General features: G+C 71.6%; 16 protein-coding genes and 1 pseudogene. 12 read left to right on the top strand and 5 right to left on the bottom strand.

Translation table 11 applies throughout. The features are described 5' to 3' along the window. Nucleotides 1-13: 13 nt before the first annotated feature. On the bottom strand, nt 14-457 hold the full coding sequence (locus ACWD4P_RS16515) for a hypothetical protein (RefSeq protein WP_449780039.1): 444 nt from the start codon (nt 455-457) through the stop codon (nt 14-16). A 313-nt stretch (nt 458-770) separates the two neighbouring features. On the opposite strand from ACWD4P_RS16515, the gene ACWD4P_RS16520 reads away from it, so the two are divergent. Further along, nucleotides 771-1,640: a MurR/RpiR family transcriptional regulator gene (locus ACWD4P_RS16520; RefSeq protein WP_449780040.1), complete on the top strand. Its 870-nt coding sequence runs from the start codon at nt 771-773 to the stop codon at nt 1,638-1,640. A gap of 89 nt (nt 1,641-1,729) precedes the next feature. Next, the gene (locus ACWD4P_RS16525) at nt 1,730-2,050 is read left to right on the top strand and encodes a hypothetical protein (protein WP_359829895.1); all 321 of its coding nucleotides are present in this window, start codon (nt 1,730-1,732) and stop codon (nt 2,048-2,050) included. Between the two features lies 1 nt (nt 2,051). On the opposite strand, the gene ACWD4P_RS16530 is transcribed toward ACWD4P_RS16525, so the two are convergent. Further along, nucleotides 2,052-2,624 (bottom strand): Uma2 family endonuclease, encoded by a 573-nt coding sequence (locus ACWD4P_RS16530; protein WP_449780041.1) that lies wholly within the window; start codon nt 2,622-2,624, stop codon nt 2,052-2,054. Nucleotides 2,625-2,806: 182 nt separating this feature from the next. Here ACWD4P_RS16530 and hutU point away from each other — a divergent pair, with 182 nt between their 5' ends. Genes hutU through hutI form a run of 4 tightly spaced genes read left to right on the top strand, consistent with a single transcriptional unit; the run spans nt 2,807 to nt 8,226 of the window. Continuing rightward, nucleotides 2,807-4,474 (top strand): urocanate hydratase, encoded by a 1,668-nt coding sequence (hutU, locus tag ACWD4P_RS16535; protein ID WP_449780042.1) that lies wholly within the window; start codon nt 2,807-2,809, stop codon nt 4,472-4,474. Nucleotides 4,475-4,494: 20 nt separating this feature from the next. Next, nucleotides 4,495-5,676, top strand: coding sequence for an allantoate amidohydrolase (locus ACWD4P_RS16540; RefSeq protein ID WP_359829900.1), 1,182 nt, complete (start codon nt 4,495-4,497; stop codon nt 5,674-5,676). After that, on the top strand, nt 5,673-7,025 hold the full coding sequence (locus ACWD4P_RS16545) for a formimidoylglutamate deiminase (RefSeq protein ID WP_449780061.1): 1,353 nt from the start codon (nt 5,673-5,675) through the stop codon (nt 7,023-7,025). The genes ACWD4P_RS16540 and ACWD4P_RS16545 overlap by 4 nt, the downstream gene beginning before the upstream one ends. 34 nt (nt 7,026-7,059) lie before the next feature. Continuing rightward, complete coding sequence (gene hutI / locus ACWD4P_RS16550; RefSeq protein ID WP_449780043.1) at nt 7,060-8,226, top strand: imidazolonepropionase; 1,167 nt, start codon at nt 7,060-7,062, stop codon at nt 8,224-8,226. 77 nt (nt 8,227-8,303) lie between these two features. On the opposite strand, the pseudogene ACWD4P_RS16555 reads toward hutI, so the two are convergent. After that, nucleotides 8,304-9,060, bottom strand: a pseudogene (locus tag ACWD4P_RS16555) (helix-turn-helix domain-containing protein). A gap of 595 nt (nt 9,061-9,655) precedes the next feature. On the opposite strand from ACWD4P_RS16555, the gene ACWD4P_RS16560 reads away from it, so the two are divergent. The 4 genes from ACWD4P_RS16560 (at nt 9,656) to ACWD4P_RS16575 (ending at nt 11,486) form a co-directional block, all read left to right on the top strand. Beyond that, nucleotides 9,656-10,201 carry a glycine-rich domain-containing protein gene (locus tag ACWD4P_RS16560; RefSeq protein WP_449780044.1) on the top strand — a complete coding sequence of 182 codons (546 nt, stop codon included), beginning with the start codon at nt 9,656-9,658 and terminating at the stop codon, nt 10,199-10,201. Nucleotides 10,202-10,235: 34 nt separating this feature from the next. Next, nucleotides 10,236-10,463, top strand: coding sequence for a hypothetical protein (locus ACWD4P_RS16565; protein ID WP_449780045.1), 228 nt, complete (start codon nt 10,236-10,238; stop codon nt 10,461-10,463). 409 nt (nt 10,464-10,872) lie between these two features. After that, nucleotides 10,873-11,238, top strand: a complete 366-nt coding sequence (locus ACWD4P_RS16570; RefSeq protein ID WP_449780046.1) for an ATP-binding protein — start codon at nt 10,873-10,875, stop codon at nt 11,236-11,238. Beyond that, entirely contained in the window at nt 11,235-11,486 is a 252-nt protein-coding gene (locus tag ACWD4P_RS16575; RefSeq protein ID WP_449780047.1) for a hypothetical protein, read from the top strand. Before ACWD4P_RS16570 ends, ACWD4P_RS16575 begins: the two co-directional genes overlap by 4 nt. Nucleotides 11,487-11,754: 268 nt before the next feature. Here the strand turns inward: ACWD4P_RS16575 and ACWD4P_RS16580 are convergent, their stop codons facing one another. Continuing rightward, on the bottom strand, nt 11,755-12,432 hold the full coding sequence (locus tag ACWD4P_RS16580) for a RibD family protein (RefSeq protein ID WP_449780048.1): 678 nt from the start codon (nt 12,430-12,432) through the stop codon (nt 11,755-11,757). Between the two features lie 46 nt (nt 12,433-12,478). Beyond that, on the bottom strand, nt 12,479-13,894 hold the full coding sequence (locus ACWD4P_RS16585; RefSeq protein WP_449780049.1) for a helix-turn-helix transcriptional regulator: 1,416 nt from the start codon (nt 13,892-13,894) through the stop codon (nt 12,479-12,481). A gap of 306 nt (nt 13,895-14,200) precedes the next feature. Between ACWD4P_RS16585 and ACWD4P_RS16590 the strand changes: the two genes are divergently transcribed. Then, nucleotides 14,201-14,338 (top strand): hypothetical protein, encoded by a 138-nt coding sequence (locus tag ACWD4P_RS16590; RefSeq protein ID WP_449780050.1) that lies wholly within the window; start codon nt 14,201-14,203, stop codon nt 14,336-14,338. 14 nt (nt 14,339-14,352) lie between these two features. Next, the gene (locus tag ACWD4P_RS16595) at nt 14,353-15,543 is read left to right on the top strand and encodes a cupin domain-containing protein (protein ID WP_449780051.1); all 1,191 of its coding nucleotides are present in this window, start codon (nt 14,353-14,355) and stop codon (nt 15,541-15,543) included. Nucleotide 15,544 lies beyond the last annotated feature (1 nt).

Here is a 15,544-nt window from a genome sequence, read left to right on the forward strand (position 1 = left end):
GGGGGAGCGGGGCTCAGTCCCAGTCGCCCCGCGGCCGGCGGTCGCGGCGGTCACGGCGGTCGCCGCGGTCGCGGCGATTGCCCAGAGCGGCGGCGAAGTTGACCCCGACGATCCCCGCCCAGCAGGCCAGCAGGCCGGCGAAGCCGCCGGTCTCGGGGCTGCCGGCGATCGCGGACAGCGGGATGCCGAGGGCGAGCGAGATCACCGCCAGACGGTTGCCGGCCCGGCCCGAGGACCAGCCCCGGCCGCGGTCCTCGTCCCGGTCGTCGTCCCGGTAGGACGGCTCGTAGCCGTCCATCCGCCGGGCCACCGACCGCTCGACCCGGGTGTCCAGCCGGGCGTCGAGGCGCTTCATGAAGGAGTCGAGGAGCTCGTCCTCGTACTCCTTGCCGAGCTCCTTGCGGGCCTGGAGGGTGGCGTCGAGGTCGCGCCGCAGTTCGTCCTGACGAGTGTCCATGGAACCAGAGTGGGGCCGCCGGGGCGCCCGGTCCATCGGTTCGCGGGAGGAATCCGGGCGGGCTCAGGGAGAAATCAGGGTTGCCCGGGCCCGACGGGGCCGACCGGCCCCTCCGTCCCGCCCGCCCGCCCGCCCGATCCGATCGCCCGCCCGACCCGACCATCCGTCCGATCCGCCCGCCCGCCCGACCCGACCATCCGTCCGATCCGCGGGACGTCTCATCCGACGTCCCGCCGTACGAGACGTCTTTGCCAGGGGCGGCCCGCTCCTGCACAGTCGTCGTCCGACCCCCTCGCACCCGGAGGTACCGCTGATGACCGCCACCGACGAGACCGGCAGCGTCGGCCCCTCCGCCCGGCTGCTCCAGCTGTTCGAGGGGCACCGGCTGACGCCGACCCAGCGCCGGATCGCCCACTCGCTGGTGCGGCACGCCACCGAGGCGCCGTTCCTGTCCAGCGTGGAGGTCGCCGAACTCGCGGGCGTCAGCCAGCCGTCCGTCACCCGCTTCGCGGTCGCACTCGGGTACGACGGCTACCCGGCGCTGCGCAAGCAGCTGCGCGAACTCGGCGGCGGCGAACAGGCCGCTCCGGAGACCCCGGACGACGCGGTGCGCAACGAGCACCAGCAGGCCGTACTCGCCGAGATCGCCCACCTGCGCCACCTCGCCGAACTCCTCGCCGACCCCGAGCCGATCACCCGGGCCGCCCGGCTGCTCGCCGCCTCCCGCCCGCTGCCGGTGCTCGGCCTGCGGGCCGCCTCGGCGCAGGCGCGCGGCTTCGCCTACTTCGCGTCCAAGGTGCACCCGGACATCCGGCTGCTGGACGAGGGCGGCAGCATGCTCGCCGACCGGCTGGAGCAGGCCCGGTCGGCCGGCGCCGACGCGCTGCTCTGCTTCGCGCTGCCGCGCTACCCGCGGGAGCTGATGGACGCGTTGACGGTGGCCCGGGAGTGCGGGCTGACGGTGATCACCGTGGCCGACAGCGCTTTCGCGCCGGTCGCCAAGCTGTCCGACCTGATGCTGCCGGCCGCCGTCGGCACCGGACTGGTCTTCGACACCGCGTGCGCGCCGATGATGCTCGGCCGGGTGCTGCTGCAGTCCATGTGCGACGAACTGCCGGGCGCCGAGGCCCGGTTGGAGGCGATCGAGCAGTCCGCCGCGGCCCGCGGGCTGTTCCTGGAGTGAGTGCGGCCCGGAACGGGTGAGGCCCGGAGGCCCGGCAGGGGAGTAGCCGTCACAAACCCGGGCATCCCCTCCTGCAGGGGGTGCCGCCCATGCACGTGATCCATGAGATGAAGTTCGTCGCCCGGCTGTCCTCGGGGGCCGACGAGTGGTCCTGCCCCACCTGCGGACGCCGCGTCACCCTGCGGCGCCTGCCCGAACCCGAACTGACCGTCCTCGACCCGGGCGACGAGTCTGCCGTCCACGTCGGTGTCATCGAACCCGACGCCCGTGCCGCCGAGGCCGCCGAGAAGTACGGCCTGGGCCCCGTCCAGAACATCCCCCGCCCGCCGTCCCCGCCCGCCCCGGACGCCGACGACCGCCGCTGGCTCGCCGAGATCGGCATCGACTGGGACGGCGGCGCGGCGGCCTGACTCAGCCGCGCGGCGCGTACAGCGGAAGGCCGGAGGTGTCCAGCTCGGTGGGCAGTGGCGCGGGCAGCGGGACGGGCTCGCCGTACTTGCCGCGCAGGACGCCCTGGTACGCGCCGTCGCGGGGGTGGGTGTGGAGCGCCCAGGTGCCGTCGCGCGGATCGATCGCGAGGAGGGCCGGCACGCCTGCGACCGCGTACCAGCTGGTCTTGGCGTCGATGAGGCTGACCCGCTCGGAGGTCGAGATGACCTCCACGGCCAGTTCGACATCGTGCGGGTCGGCCAGCCACTCGTCGTCATCCTCCCAGTCGCGCGGCAGAACGACGAGGTCTGGTGTCGCGTAGTCCTCCGCATCGCCGGGCATGGTGATCGACGAGACCTCGTAGGCGCCCAGGCTGTCGGGGAGTCCGGCGTCGAGCTGGCGGGACAAGCGCTTGGTGGTACCCGCGTGCTTGCCGCGAGGAGTCGGGGACGTCACCAGGGTTCCTCCGACGATCTGGACGCGAAGTCCGGTGCGCTGCTCGATCTCCTCCGCCACATCCCGGAGTCTGCCGGGCCGCACGCTGATGGCCGTCATCGTGTCCTCCGCTCTCTGGTGCTGGGCCGAGTGGCTGGTGTCCGCCAGGTTCAGGCTAGCGCGCCAAGTGGGCCGGTGCCGGGGCTGATCGGATGGTTCCGGGGTCTGGTCGAAAGCCGACTGTTTAGTTATATTCAACTGGACGCAACGTGAATTAATCCATCCGCAGGGAGGCCGTGACCATGGTGCAGCAGGCGAGCGGGCCGCGTGAGGTGCGCGCGGCACGGGGGACGGGGCTGACGGCGAAGGGGTGGCAGCAGGAGGCCGCCCTGCGGATGCTGATGAACAACCTCGACCCGGAGGTGGCCGAGCACCCGTCGAAGCTGGTCGTCTACGGCGGCACCGGCAAGGCCGCGCGGGACTGGCGCTCCTTCGACGCCATGGTGCGGACCCTGGAGGGGCTGAAGCAGGACGAGACCATGCTGGTCCAGTCCGGCCGCCCGGTCGGCGTGATGCAGACCCACGAGTGGGCGCCGCGCGTGCTGATCGCCAACTCCAACCTGGTCGGCGACTGGGCCAACTGGGAGGAGTTCCGCCGGCTGGAGAGCCTCGGGCTCACCATGTACGGGCAGATGACCGCCGGCTCGTGGATCTACATCGGCACCCAGGGCATCCTCCAGGGCACCTACGAGACCTTCTCCGCCGTCGCGAACAAGCGCTACGGCGGCACGCTGGAGGGCACCATCACCCTCACTGCCGGCCTCGGCGGGATGGGCGGCGCCCAGCCGCTGGCCGTCACCATGAACGGCGGCGTGGCGATCTGCATCGACTGCGACCCGTCCCGGATCGCCCGCCGGATCGAGCACCGCTACCTGGACGTCGAGGCCAAGGACCTCCCGCACGCGCTGGAGCTCGCCACCGCCGCCCGTGACAAGCGGCAGCCGCTCTCCATCGGCGTGCTGGGCAACGCCGCCGAGCTGGTCCCGCAGCTGCTCGCGATGGACGCGCCGATCGACATCGTCACCGACCAGACCAGCGCCCACGACCCGCTGGCCTACCTGCCGGTCGGCGTCGCCTTCGAGGACATGGCGGACTACGCCGCCGCCAAGCCCGCCGAGTTCACCCAGCGGGCGCGCGAGTCGATGGCCCGGCACGTCGAGGCGATGGTCGGCTTCCTGGACCGCGGCGCCGAGGTCTTCGACTACGGCAACTCGATCCGCGGCGAGGCCCAACTGGCAGGCTACGACCGGGCCTTCGCCTTCCCGGGCTTCGTCCCGGCGTACATCCGGCCGCTGTTCTGCGAGGGCAAGGGCCCGTTCCGCTGGGCGGCGCTGTCCGGCGACCCGCAGGACATCCACAAGACCGACAAGGCCGTCCTCGACCTCTTCCCGGAGAACGAGTCGCTGGCCCGCTGGATCAGGATGGCCCAGGAGAAGGTGCACTTCCAGGGACTGCCGGCGCGCATCTGCTGGCTCGGCTACGGCGAGCGCGACAAGGCCGGCGAGCGCTTCAACGACATGGTCGCCTCCGGTGAGCTCTCCGCCCCGATCGTGATCGGCCGCGACCACCTGGACTGCGGCTCGGTCGCCTCCCCGTACCGCGAGACCGAGGCGATGCTGGACGGCTCCGACGCGATCGCCGACTGGCCGCTGCTCAACGCCATGGTCAACGTGGCCTCCGGCGCCTCCTGGGTGTCCATCCACCACGGCGGCGGCGTCGGCATCGGCCGCTCGATCCACGCCGGGCAGGTCACCGTCGCCGACGGCACCGCGCTGGCCGGGGAGAAGATCCGCCGGGTGCTCACCAACGACCCGGGCATGGGCGTCATCCGGCACGTGGACGCGGGCTACGACCGTGCGGTCGAGGTCGCGGACGAGCGCGGTGTGCGCGTTCCCATGGGTGAGCTGTGACGGCTCCTTCCTTCGAGGAGATGTGGGCGGAGCTGCTCCCGGTGGGCCGCTCCGCCGCCTCCGGCGGCTACCGCCGCTTCGCCTGGAACTCCGCCGACGCCGAATGCCGCGCCTGGTTCGAGCAGCAGGCCCGCGGCCGCGGCCTCACGTACGAGCTGGACCGCAACGGCAACCAGTGGGCCTGGCTGGGCGACCCGAACGGGCAGGGGGCCGTCGTCACCGGCTCCCACCTGGACTCCGTCCCGGACGGCGGCGCCTTCGACGGCCCGCTGGGCGTCGTCTCCTCCTTCGCCGCGCTGGACGAGCTGCGCGCCCGCGGCGCCGACCTCACCAGGCCGCTGGCGATCGTCAACTTCGGCGACGAGGAGGGCGCCCGGTTCGGCGTGGCCTGCATCGGCTCCCGGCTGACCGCCGGCGTCCTCGGCCGCGAGCAGGCGTACGGGCTGCGCGACGCCGACGGCGTCCGGCTGCCCGACGCGATGGAGAAGGCCGGCTACGACCCGACCGCCATCGGCGCGGACGACGAGCGGCTGGCCCGGATCGGCGCCTTCGTCGAGCTCCACGTCGAGCAGGGCCGGTACCTCACCGAGGAGCGGCCGGTCGGCGTGGCGAGCGCGATCTGGCCGCACGGCCGCTGGCGGTTCGACTTCCACGGCGAGGCCAACCACGCCGGCACCACCCGGATCGAGGACCGCCGCGACCCGATGCTGACCTACGCCAACACCGTGCTGGCGGCCCGCAAGAAGGCGAAGCTGGCGGGCGCGCTGGCCACCTTCGGCAAGGTCGCGGTGGAGCCCAACGGCACCAACGCGATCGCCTCGCTGGTGCGCGGCTGGCTGGACTCCCGGGCAGCCGACGAACACACCCTCACCGCGCTGGTCGCCGCGATCGAGCAGGCCGCCGCCGAACGCGGGGAGCGCGACGGCGTCCGGGTCGAGCTGACCCGCGAGTCCTACACCCCGGTGGTGGACTTCGACGGGCCGCTGCGGGACCGGCTGGCCAAGCTGCTCGACGCCCCGGTGCTGCCCACCGGCGCGGGACACGACGCCGGCATCCTGGCCTCCGCGGTCCCGACCGCCATGCTGTTCGTGCGCAACCCCACCGGGGTCTCGCACTCCCCGGCCGAGCACGCCGAGCCGGCCGACTGCCTGGCCGGGGTCGCCGCGCTCGCCGACGTACTGGAGGACCTGGCGTGTCAGTGACCGCGACGACGTACTGGGCGCAGCACGCCTGGCTGCCGGGCGTGAACGGCCCGGCGGTCGAGCGGGACGTGCTGATTGCCACCGGCCCCGGCGGCCGCATCACCGCCGTCACCCCGGACAGCGGCCCCTGCCCGCCCGGCGCCGTCCGGCTCGACGGGCTGCTGCTGCCCGGCCAGGCGAACGCCCACTCGCACGCCTTCCACCGGGCGCTGCGCGGGCACGTCCAGGTCGGCTCCGGCACCTTCTGGACCTGGCGCGACACCATGTACCGGTTCGCCGGCGCGCTGGACCCGGACCGCTACCTGGCGCTCGCCACCGCCGTCTACGCCGAGATGGCGCTGGCCGGCATCACCGCCGTCGGCGAGTTCCACTACCTGCACCACGCGCCCGGCGGCGCCCGGTACACCGACCCCAACGCGATGGGCGAGGCGCTGATCGAGGCCGCCGCCCGGGCCGGCATCCGGATCACCCTGCTGGACACCTGCTACCTCTCCTCCGGCTTCGGCGCCGAGCCGACCGGGCCGCAGCAGCGGTTCAGCGACGGCGACGCCGAGGCATGGGCGGCCCGGGCGGACGCGCTCAAGCCGCGCGAGCACGCCCGGATCGGCGCCGCCATCCACTCGGTGCGGGCCGTCCCGGCCGACCAGCTGGGCACCGTCGCGCAGTGGTCGGCGACGCGCGGTGCGCCGCTGCACGTCCACCTGTCCGAGCAGACCGCCGAGAACGACGCCTGCCTGGCCGCGCACGGCGTCACCCCGACCCGGCTGCTCGCCGACCACGGGGCGCTCGGCCCGCGCACCTCGGCCGTGCATGCCACCCACCTGACCGACGAGGACGTCACGCTCCTCGCCGACTCGGGGACGACCATCTGCATGTGCCCCACCACCGAGCGGGACCTCGCGGACGGCATCGGCCCGGCGCGGGCGCTCGCCTCGGCGGGCTCCCCGATCACCCTGGGCAGCGACAGCCACGCGGTGATCGACCCGTGGGAGGAGGCCCGGGCGCTGGAGCTGGACGAGCGGCTGCGGACGCGGACGCGCGGCCACTGGACGGCGAACGCGCTGCTGCGGGCCGGTGGTGAGGACGGGCACGCCTCGCTCGGCTGGCCGGAGGCCGGGCGGATCGAGGCCGGGGCGCTCGCCGACTTCACGGTGATCGCGCTGGACAGCGTCCGCACGGCGGGCCCGCCGGCCCGACTCGGCGCCGAGATCGCCGTCTTCGCGGCCTCGGCGGCGGACGTGCGGCACCTGGTCGTCGGCGGGCGGCAGGTGGTGCGGGACGGCACGCACCAGCTGGTGGCTGACGTGCCGGGCGCGCTGCGGCGTTCGATCAGCGCGCTGAGCTGCTGACCCTTCCCCCAACCTTCCCCCGAGAGGCCTTGTCTTGAGCACCCTGATCACCGGAATCGGCAGCCTGGTCACCAACGACCCCGGGCACGGCACCGGGCCGCTCGGCCTGCTGACCGACGCGGCCGTGGTGGTCGACGGCGCCACCGTCGCCTGGGTCGGCCCGGCGGCCGACGCCCCGGCGGCGGACGAGCGCTTCGACGCCGAGGGCCGGGCACTGCTGCCCGGCTTCGTCGACTCGCACGCCCACCTGGTGTTCGCGGGGGACCGTACGGCCGAGTTCAACGCCCGGATGTCCGGGCAGGCGTACTCGGCGGGCGGCATCCGGACGACGGTGGCGGCCACGCGGGCCGCGTCCGACGCCGAACTGGACGCCAACCTGGCCCGGTTCGTCCGGGAGGCGGTGCGCCAGGGCACCACCACCATCGAGTGCAAGTCCGGCTACGGGCTCACCGTCGAGGACGAGGCGCGCGCCCTGCGTATCGCCGCGAAGCACACCCCGGAGACCACCTACCTGGGCGCCCACGTCGTCGCCCCCGAGTACGCCGAGGACCCGGCGGGGTACGTGGAGCTGGTCACGGGCGAGATGCTGGACGCCTGTGCGCCGCACGCCCGTTGGGTGGACGTGTTCTGCGAGAAGGGCGCGTTCGACGGGGACCAGGCGCGGGAGATCCTCACCGCCGGTATCGCCCGCGGCCTCACCCCGAGGGTGCACGCCAACCAGCTGACGTACGGGCCCGGCGTGCAGCTCGCGGTGGAGCTGGGGGCCGCCTCGGCGGACCACTGCACCCACCTGACCGACGAGGACGTGGCGGCGCTGGCCGGCTCGGCGACGGTCGCGACCCTGCTGCCGGGGGCGGAGTTCTCCACCCGCGCCGAGTACCCGAGCGGGCGCCGGCTGCTTGATGCGGGAGCGGTGGTGGCGCTGTCCACGGACTGCAACCCGGGCTCCAGCTTCACCAGTTCGATGGCGTTCTGCATCGCGGTGGCCGTGCGGGAGATGGGCATGACCCCGGACGAGGCGGTCTGGGCGGCCACCGCGGGCGGCGCCCGCGCCCTGCGGCGCAGCGACGTCGGCACCGTCACGGTCGGCGCCCGCGCCGACCTGCTGCTGCTGGAAGCGCCGTCGCACGTCCACCTGGCCTACCGCCCGGGCGTGCCGCTGACGGCGGCGGTCTGGCGCGCGGGCGTCCGCGAGGTCTGAGCCTTCGGACGACAGACGGCCCCCGCGCCCCCGGGGTGGCGGGCGCGGGGGTTCTCTGCGCTTGTGGCTCAGGCGCGCTACGCCTCCGGCGGCACGCTGTAGCGACTCAGGACGTCTTCAGCCGTGGACTTGTCCAGTAGACGGAGTTCCCAGGGCCCAGTGTTGACGTCGAACTCCTTGCCGAAGCCAACCCACTTGCCGGCCATGCGACGTCCGGTCGGATCGACCAGCAACTGAATGGCGCCGTGGTACCTGGCCCCCTGGTAGTAGCCGTCCTGTGCGGTCTGCTCCACCCATGAACCCGTCACGACGTTCCGGTCCACAGTGAGATCGAACGACAGCGGCGAGTCGGGATTGGACGACGCACCGGGAAGGGAATGACCGGTGATCCGGTTCCCGCTCTGGGACAGGACGACGTGGTGCAGGCCGGTGAACGTGTTCTCCCGGCTGCTGCTGAATAACTCGTAGTGGCTGATCCAGACCCCCGAGTAGTCCTCGCTCGAAGGCGCGGGCGGAGTCTGCACAGGAACACTCGGTTCATCGCTAGTCACGTCATGGCCTCCCATGCCGTCCACGCTGACCCTTGGTGGCAGCTGTGGTGATTCGGAAGCCGAGGCGGTCCACGGAGAGCTTGGTGACCGCCTCAAGGGCTCGAACGTACACCGGGCGGGGAAACCTGACCTCCCCTGATTCCCAGCGCTGCACGAGACGCTTGCTGGCGTCATTGGGCTCTCCCTGGACCGTCCCAACTGCCCTCAGGCGCTTCGCGAACTCGTCCTGGCTGAGGCGAAGTCCCAGGCGTACCGACCGCAAGGTCTCGTTCGGCGTCGTCATGAAGCCCACCATAGGCCCGCCTTTCGCTGAATGACACCGAAATGACGCCTTGTCGGGACGTCGAAGGGACGCCTCGGCGGCGTCGCAATGGTCTGATCCGCCAGGGCATCATCAAGCCCTCCGTGGATGCAGGGGAGCGGCAATGGTGAAGCCCGGCGCAAGATCGTTCGAGTTGTCCGTTCTCGTCCCCGGGTCAGTGTCTGCCGCTTCGCGCGCTCCGGGCCGAACTCGACCGGCGTCGACAACTCCTCGGAGTAGTCACCAAGTCGACAGTGCCAAGGCCCAGTTGGTGACACCTGGGCGAACGTCTCGGTAAGGCGGTACGAGGGCGAGGCGCCGGTCTTCCCGACGACTCGTTGCGCCGGCCCGGAGCCGACGGAGAACCAATGCCAGGTGAACCGCCTGAGCCACCCGTCCCGACTCCCGTTCGAACCGGTGCCCCCCGTGGGCAGCCAGCCGGGTTGAACGGGCCACAAGACTCCCGCCCCGGCCGGTCATCCCTGGAAGGCAGCCAGCCGGAGCGGGCTCCGCAACACCGCACACCCCGGACACCAATCGGTGCCCGGAACTCCGCACGATGTGAGGAGACACCAGTATGACCACGTTCGAGCGTCCGCCCGGCCCCGCCGGTCCCGACGTCCGCACCCTGCTCACCCCGGCGCAGTTCGACGGGGCTGCCTTCACCGTCCTGGACAACAACCCCGGTATGGCCGCCGGTACCGCCGAGCGCATCGTCACCGAAGCGCTCAAGTTCGTCGTTGCCGCCCGTACGTTCCCCACCGTGCGCATCACGCCGTCCAATGTCGTGGACGAGGGTTGGCACGCGCTCGTCCTGCACACCCGCGTGTACGCCGAGCTGTGCGACAAGCTCGGTGGGTTCGTCCACCACTACCCGGAGCGGCCCGACCCGACGCGTCACGACGCGGCCGCGCTCAGCCGGACCGTGGCACTCATCGAAGAGGCCGGGTACACCCCGGACCACGAGCTGTGGACCGGCCCGACCCGCGCACTGGTGGCCGTGGCCGCGAACTGCTCCCACACGCCGGTGCCCGGTGGGTGCGGACCGATCAACCCCGGGGCGTGCGCGTCGCACTGCAACGGCGGTGGCGGTGGTGGAGGTGGGGGCGGCGAAGCCCACTAGCCTGGGCCCACCAAACGTGGAAAGGGCGGGACGCATGGATGAGAGCGAAGCCCGGCAAGTCGCCAACACCCTTCAACGGCTAGGTCTTCGGGGAATCGTCTCCCCCGAAGACCTCGACAACCCGAACGGGCGTTGGAGGGTGTACGACCACGCCGATGCTGCTACCCGGCGGGACATCACCGACGAAGTACTGACGCTCATCGCGGGCCGGTCCCGGCAGGCCGGCCCGGCGCGAGGATTCGTCGTCTCGAAGTCCCGCTGAGTCACCCCTCGAAACGGCCCCGTCCGGGTTCGCCCGGGCGGGGCTACCTCGTGCGGTCTGTCGCGAAGCTCCCCATGCCGGTCTCGGCCCGGATCAGCCCATCTTCGCGAAGCGCCGCCGTGACCTTCTGGACGGTCGCACGCGCTACGCCGAAATCGCGTTCGAGTCGCACCGCCGCAGTCAGGTGGCCGGGCGCATGCTCGCCGCCTGGGCGAGCTCCGGTGCCGTCGAACGTTTGACCTTGGGTGGTCGTAGGGCGAAGGTCGGAGGTGGCATGCGGCCGGATCATGGGGGAGCAACATGCGGCAACACGCCAGCGACGGCGACGAGTTGACCGCTACATTCTTCTGCGCGGCTCACGGTGACGACCGTCATCACCTCCCCACACCACAGCCTCACGGAGGTTCCCGTGTGCACCCGTAACACCCCCTCGCTCGCCCTCTCCCGCCAGGCCCTGCGGGACGCGATGACCCGCAGCGGCGGCTGGGACGCCGACAGCATCTTCAACGCCGAACTCGCACTGATGGAGCTCGTCGTCAACGCCTGGCGGCACGGCGACACCCCCGCGCCCGTCGTCTGGTTCTCCGTCCTCGGCCGCACCCTCAGGGTCACCGTCTCCGACGAGAGCGACGCCCTCCCCGAGCAGCGAACCCCCGCCGACTCCGCCGAGTCCGGCCGGGGCCTCCAGCTCGTCGCCGGACTCACCCACCGCTGGGGCGTCGACCCGCAGAAGCGCGGCAAGAGCATCTGGTACGAGCTGGACTCCGCCGCGTGACCCCCGACCCCGCCCTGCCGGAGGGACCCCGGATGCGCGACTGCACCAAGCCCCATCTCATCGGCCTCCTGGGCGAGTTGCACCGGCGCGGCCTGCCGCGCGGACTCCTCTGGGGATCCGCCTCGCCCGGCGAGACCACCATCGACGGCCGCACCCTGATCGACTTCGGGACCGCGCCGGCGAGCACGCTGCTCAACCTCCTCCACCTGCTCCGCGACCTGGACGACGAGGAGGAGGGGCACCCGTGAGTGCGGCCCTCCTCGCCCTCGCGATCGCCACCGTGCCTCACAGGATGCCCCGCCCCGAGCTGCGCGACGAACAGCACTGAACACGCGAAGGCACTCGCCCGCCCCAGGGCGAGTGCCTCGCGGGCGCCCCGTGCTCGGCCAACTGGTGTCCAGCGCCGGTCAACCCGCCGCCCCGCGTGTACCTCATGGCTCAGGGCTGCCGGACCCGCCCAGCAGCTGTCAGGTAAGCGGCCCGACATCGCGCGATCAGATTCGGTAAAGGTCGGACCTACACCTTCTTCGGTGCGTAGCGCAGCAGCGCGACGTCGCCCACCATCTCCGCCCCCAGCAGCTGCATCCGATGGGTGCTGCCACCGGGGAACTCGGCCGGATGGACGAAGCGGGGTGCACCGGCTTCACCGACAAGCAGCGGTGCCACGGCCAGGTGGATTTCGTCAGCCAGGCCCTGGGCGAGGAACTGGGTGTGGATCTGGCCGCCGCCCTCGACCATCAGGCGGCTCACGCCGCGGGTCGCCAGATCTTCGAGCATGGCGCCGAAGTCGACCGTGTCTCCGGTGCTTACGACGTCGGCCAGGCCATCCAGGCGGTCGCGCAGCTTCAGGGCGCCGGCGTCGGTTGTGTAGGCGACCTTCTTGTCTCCGAAGTGCCAGAACTTGAGGTCGCGGTCCAGGTCGCCGCTGCCCGTGATGGTGACCTTCAGCGGGTACTCCGGCTTGCCGGCCGCCACCCGGTCGGCCCGGCGCTTGTCGCTGTTGACCAGCAGGCGCGGGTTGTCGCTGCGCAGGGTGTTGCCGCCGACGAGGATGGCATCCGACTCGGCCCGCACCTGGTCCACCCGATCGAAGTCGGCCGCGTTCGACAGCAGCAGCCGCTCCGGCGAGGTGTCGTCGATGTAGCCATCGATCGAGGTGGCAACACTCAGCAGGACGAAGGGGCGTTCGGCCATCGTGGTTCCGTTCTTCGCGGGGTGCGGTGTCGTGGTCCTGGGGAGATCACACTTCATGGAGCATGACGCTGTCGAGAGCCTGGCGGAACTGCACGACCTCGGCCACGGTCTGCCAGCGCTGCAACTGGTGGTCGAGTGAGGCCAGTTCACCAAAGATCCGGCCCGACCCGGTGGCCACTGCCACTGAAAGCGCGTCAATTGCCGTGATCGCGGCCTGCTCCGGTCCAACGGCGCGCAGCTGCGCTCCGGCGGACCGGGCCAGGTACACCCCACGGTCACGCCGAAACGATGCCGGCAAGGCCCGGATGGCCTGGTCGAACCCGCTCACTGCCACCTCATAGCGGCCGAGGATGGCCAGTGAGCGTGCTCGCTGCGCTTCGACGTAGGCGGCTTCCAACCAGCGGCCGCGGCCGGCTGGCACGTCCTTGGGGCCAGTCACCAGCTCCAGCGCTTCGTCGTACGCCCGCTGGCAGGCCAGCTCGTCGCCTGCTAGTGCGTGACCGTGCGCCGCGTAAACCCTGGCCATGGCGACCAGGCGACTGCCCGGTGGGGCGATCCGCTGGGCCGACTCGGCCAGATCGATGGCGTCGAGCGATTCCTTCATGTCGCCGGCCAGCTGCGCCTTGCGGACGGTGACGTAGACGGTCAGTTCATGGTCACCGGCGGCGTTGGACCAATCGAGGGCCCGGTCCGCCCAGTACTGTGCCGCCCGGTGGTCTCCGCTGTCCTGGTACAGCCAGCTGGAGAACTCGGCGTACTCGGCCTGGACCTGCATGAGGCCCTGCCGGTCACGGCCGACGGCGTCGCGGCGCAGCTGCTGGATCGAGCGCAGGTGATCCAGGGTACTGGCGATGACGTCTCGCGGCCCCAGCACGTTGTCGCACTCCACCAGGGACTTGCGCAGCCGGCGCAGGTTCTCGACGGGGTGCAGGTCGGGCGACAGCAGCGGCTTCGCCGCAGGCGCACTCGCAGTTCCCGCGAACAGCGTCGCGCCGGCGGCTGCGGCGGCCGAGCGGAGTACGGCGCGGCGCGGCATGGTCACGAAGATGATCCTCCCGTCAGACGTGCGGCAGCCCACTCTGACGCCGTCGCCCATCAGGGCCATGGGCGAGCCGACAGCGGCAGCTTCTTGCTCCGGATCACCGAGTTCGGGTGGCCCGATGCCGGCATCTCCGAGGTCAGGTAGCGGCGTCAGGAGATGTGGACCTTCGGCCCGTGGAGCAGGCGCCGACTCCACAACAGTTGCTGGTTGATCCGGTGCGGCAAAGATCGCCCTCAACTCGGTGGTGTTGATCTTCAGCAGCCGAGCCAGCTTCACCCACATCCACGGTTGTGGCTCCCCTTGGCCCCGCTCCCACCGCACCACCGTCGAGCGATGGACTCCCAACGCGTCGGCCAGGGCCTCCTGGGTATGGCCGGCGTCCTTGCGCCGGTGAGCGAGCCGCTCCCGCTTGACCGCCATCGGCTCCCGCCCTCTGCTACGCCAAATCGCCTGCCCTGACAACGCGCCAGGTCACGCCCGGGTATGCATCTTGGCTGCGACATCGATGCGCCAATTCTGCTCTGGTTCGCGCCGGTTGGAGGGTGGTTCGGTAGAGACCTGCCGGACGAAGTCGGCCCCGTAGCGGCTCTGAGCGCCGTTGGGTTGGGTCGGCCAATGCCCGCTATCCGGGCCTCGTGTCAGCCCCTCTAAGCCTGGCCGACATTCCACCACCAAAGTCTTCCCGCCGGAACTCCGGTGGGAGTGTCCATACAGAAGGGAAGGACCATGGTGCACAACAGCACCCCGGCGGCTCCGGCCGCTGAGGGCGGTCTCCTCGTCGCGGCGCGGAAGATCGCGGCGGCGCGGGCTCGCACCGAGCAGCCGTCCGACGTCAGCAGCGGCCGTTCCGACGGCAACGACTGATCCGGCTGCCCACGATGCTTGATGCTGCCTCGTGGGCGGTGCGTCTGGGCGGGGACTCGTTCCTCGCCCAGACGTTCAACCGCTCCTACGCCGTCATCCCCGGGCAGGTCGCCGATGTTGCCGGCCTGCTCTCCTGGGACGACCTCAACGTCATCTTGGCCACGCAGCGGCTGGAGCCCCCAAGGCTGCGGTTGTCGCTGGACGGCGAGATGTTGCCGCTGCACCGGTACGCGTTGCCGGTGACCACCCGCCGGTCGGTGACGTGGTACCGCGTTCAGCCGGCCGAGCTGCACGCCCGCCTGGCCGAGGGGGCCTCGCTCGTTCTCGACTCCATCGAGAAGATCCACCCGCCCATCGGCGCGGCGGCTGAAGGTCTGGAGCGCTTCCTCGGCACGCTGGTACAGGTCAACGCCTATGCCTCGTGGACCGAGAAGGAAGGCTTCGGCACCCATTGGGACGACCACGACGTGGTGGTCGTACAGATGTATGGAGCCAAGCGCTGGCGGCTCTACGGTCCCACCCGTGAAGCCGCAACGTTCCGAGACGTCGAAAGCCCGGACGCTCCCGAAGGCGAGCCGGTCGCGGACATCGTGCTGACGGCGGGCGACGTGCTCTACCTGCCGCGCGGCTGGTGGCACGCGGTATCGGCTGACCAGGGTTCGGAGTCGCTGCACCTCACCTTCGGCTTGGTCACTAGCACCGGAGCCGATCTCCTGACCTGGGTGGTCGACCAGCTGAGGTCCCGTACTGTCCTGCGTCTGGACGTGCCCCGGTTCGCTTCGCCGCCGGAGCAGGCCACCTACGTGGAGAATTTGCGCGCCGAGGTGCTGAGCGAGCTGACCGACCCCAACCTGGTCAGTCGGTGGGCCGAGTCGGTGGACACCACTCACTACGGTCGGGCGATCACCTCGTTGCCGTACGTCGAGGGCGTGCCCGCCAGGGCTGGGGTGGCCGTGCGCCTGACCGCGCCACGGGCCAGGCTGACGGAGCGCGCGCCCGAGGACGTTGTCACCTTGGCGGCGGCGGGCACGGCGTGGGACTTCGCTGTCCAGGCCACTCCGCTGCTCCGGCGGCTGCTCACCGGGGAGCCGGCCACGCTAGGGGCGCTGGCCGAAATCGCCAGCCTGGAGGTCAAGGACGTGGCTGCCCTGGTGTCGGTACTCATCGAGGGCCAAGCGGCTGCGGTTGTCGGGACAGCGCTGTGAC

The organism is Kitasatospora sp. NPDC002543 (assembly GCF_053594915.1).

Excerpts from the sequence above, each read along its gene's own strand:
- hutU (WP_449780042.1), top strand. The coding sequence starts at position 2,807 with ATGGTGCAGCAGGCGAGCGGGCCGCGTGAGGTGCGCGCGGCACGGGGG.
- ACWD4P_RS16565 (WP_449780045.1), top strand. The coding sequence starts at position 10,236 with ATGGATGAGAGCGAAGCCCGGCAAGTCGCCAACACCCTTCAACGGCTA.
- ACWD4P_RS16530 (WP_449780041.1), bottom strand. The coding sequence starts at position 2,624 with ATGACGGCCATCAGCGTGCGGCCCGGCAGACTCCGGGATGTGGCGGAG.
- ACWD4P_RS16585 (WP_449780049.1), bottom strand. The coding sequence starts at position 13,894 with ATGGCGGTCAAGCGGGAGCGGCTCGCTCACCGGCGCAAGGACGCCGGC.
- ACWD4P_RS16520 (WP_449780040.1), top strand. The coding sequence starts at position 771 with ATGACCGCCACCGACGAGACCGGCAGCGTCGGCCCCTCCGCCCGGCTG.
- ACWD4P_RS16560 (WP_449780044.1), top strand. The coding sequence starts at position 9,656 with ATGACCACGTTCGAGCGTCCGCCCGGCCCCGCCGGTCCCGACGTCCGC.
- ACWD4P_RS16540 (WP_359829900.1), top strand. The coding sequence starts at position 4,495 with ATGTGGGCGGAGCTGCTCCCGGTGGGCCGCTCCGCCGCCTCCGGCGGC.
- ACWD4P_RS16525 (WP_359829895.1), top strand. The coding sequence starts at position 1,730 with ATGCACGTGATCCATGAGATGAAGTTCGTCGCCCGGCTGTCCTCGGGG.
- ACWD4P_RS16595 (WP_449780051.1), top strand. The coding sequence starts at position 14,353 with ATGCTTGATGCTGCCTCGTGGGCGGTGCGTCTGGGCGGGGACTCGTTC.
- ACWD4P_RS16590 (WP_449780050.1), top strand. The coding sequence starts at position 14,201 with ATGGTGCACAACAGCACCCCGGCGGCTCCGGCCGCTGAGGGCGGTCTC.
- ACWD4P_RS16515 (WP_449780039.1), bottom strand. The coding sequence starts at position 457 with ATGGACACTCGTCAGGACGAACTGCGGCGCGACCTCGACGCCACCCTC.
- ACWD4P_RS16580 (WP_449780048.1), bottom strand. The coding sequence starts at position 12,432 with ATGGCCGAACGCCCCTTCGTCCTGCTGAGTGTTGCCACCTCGATCGAT.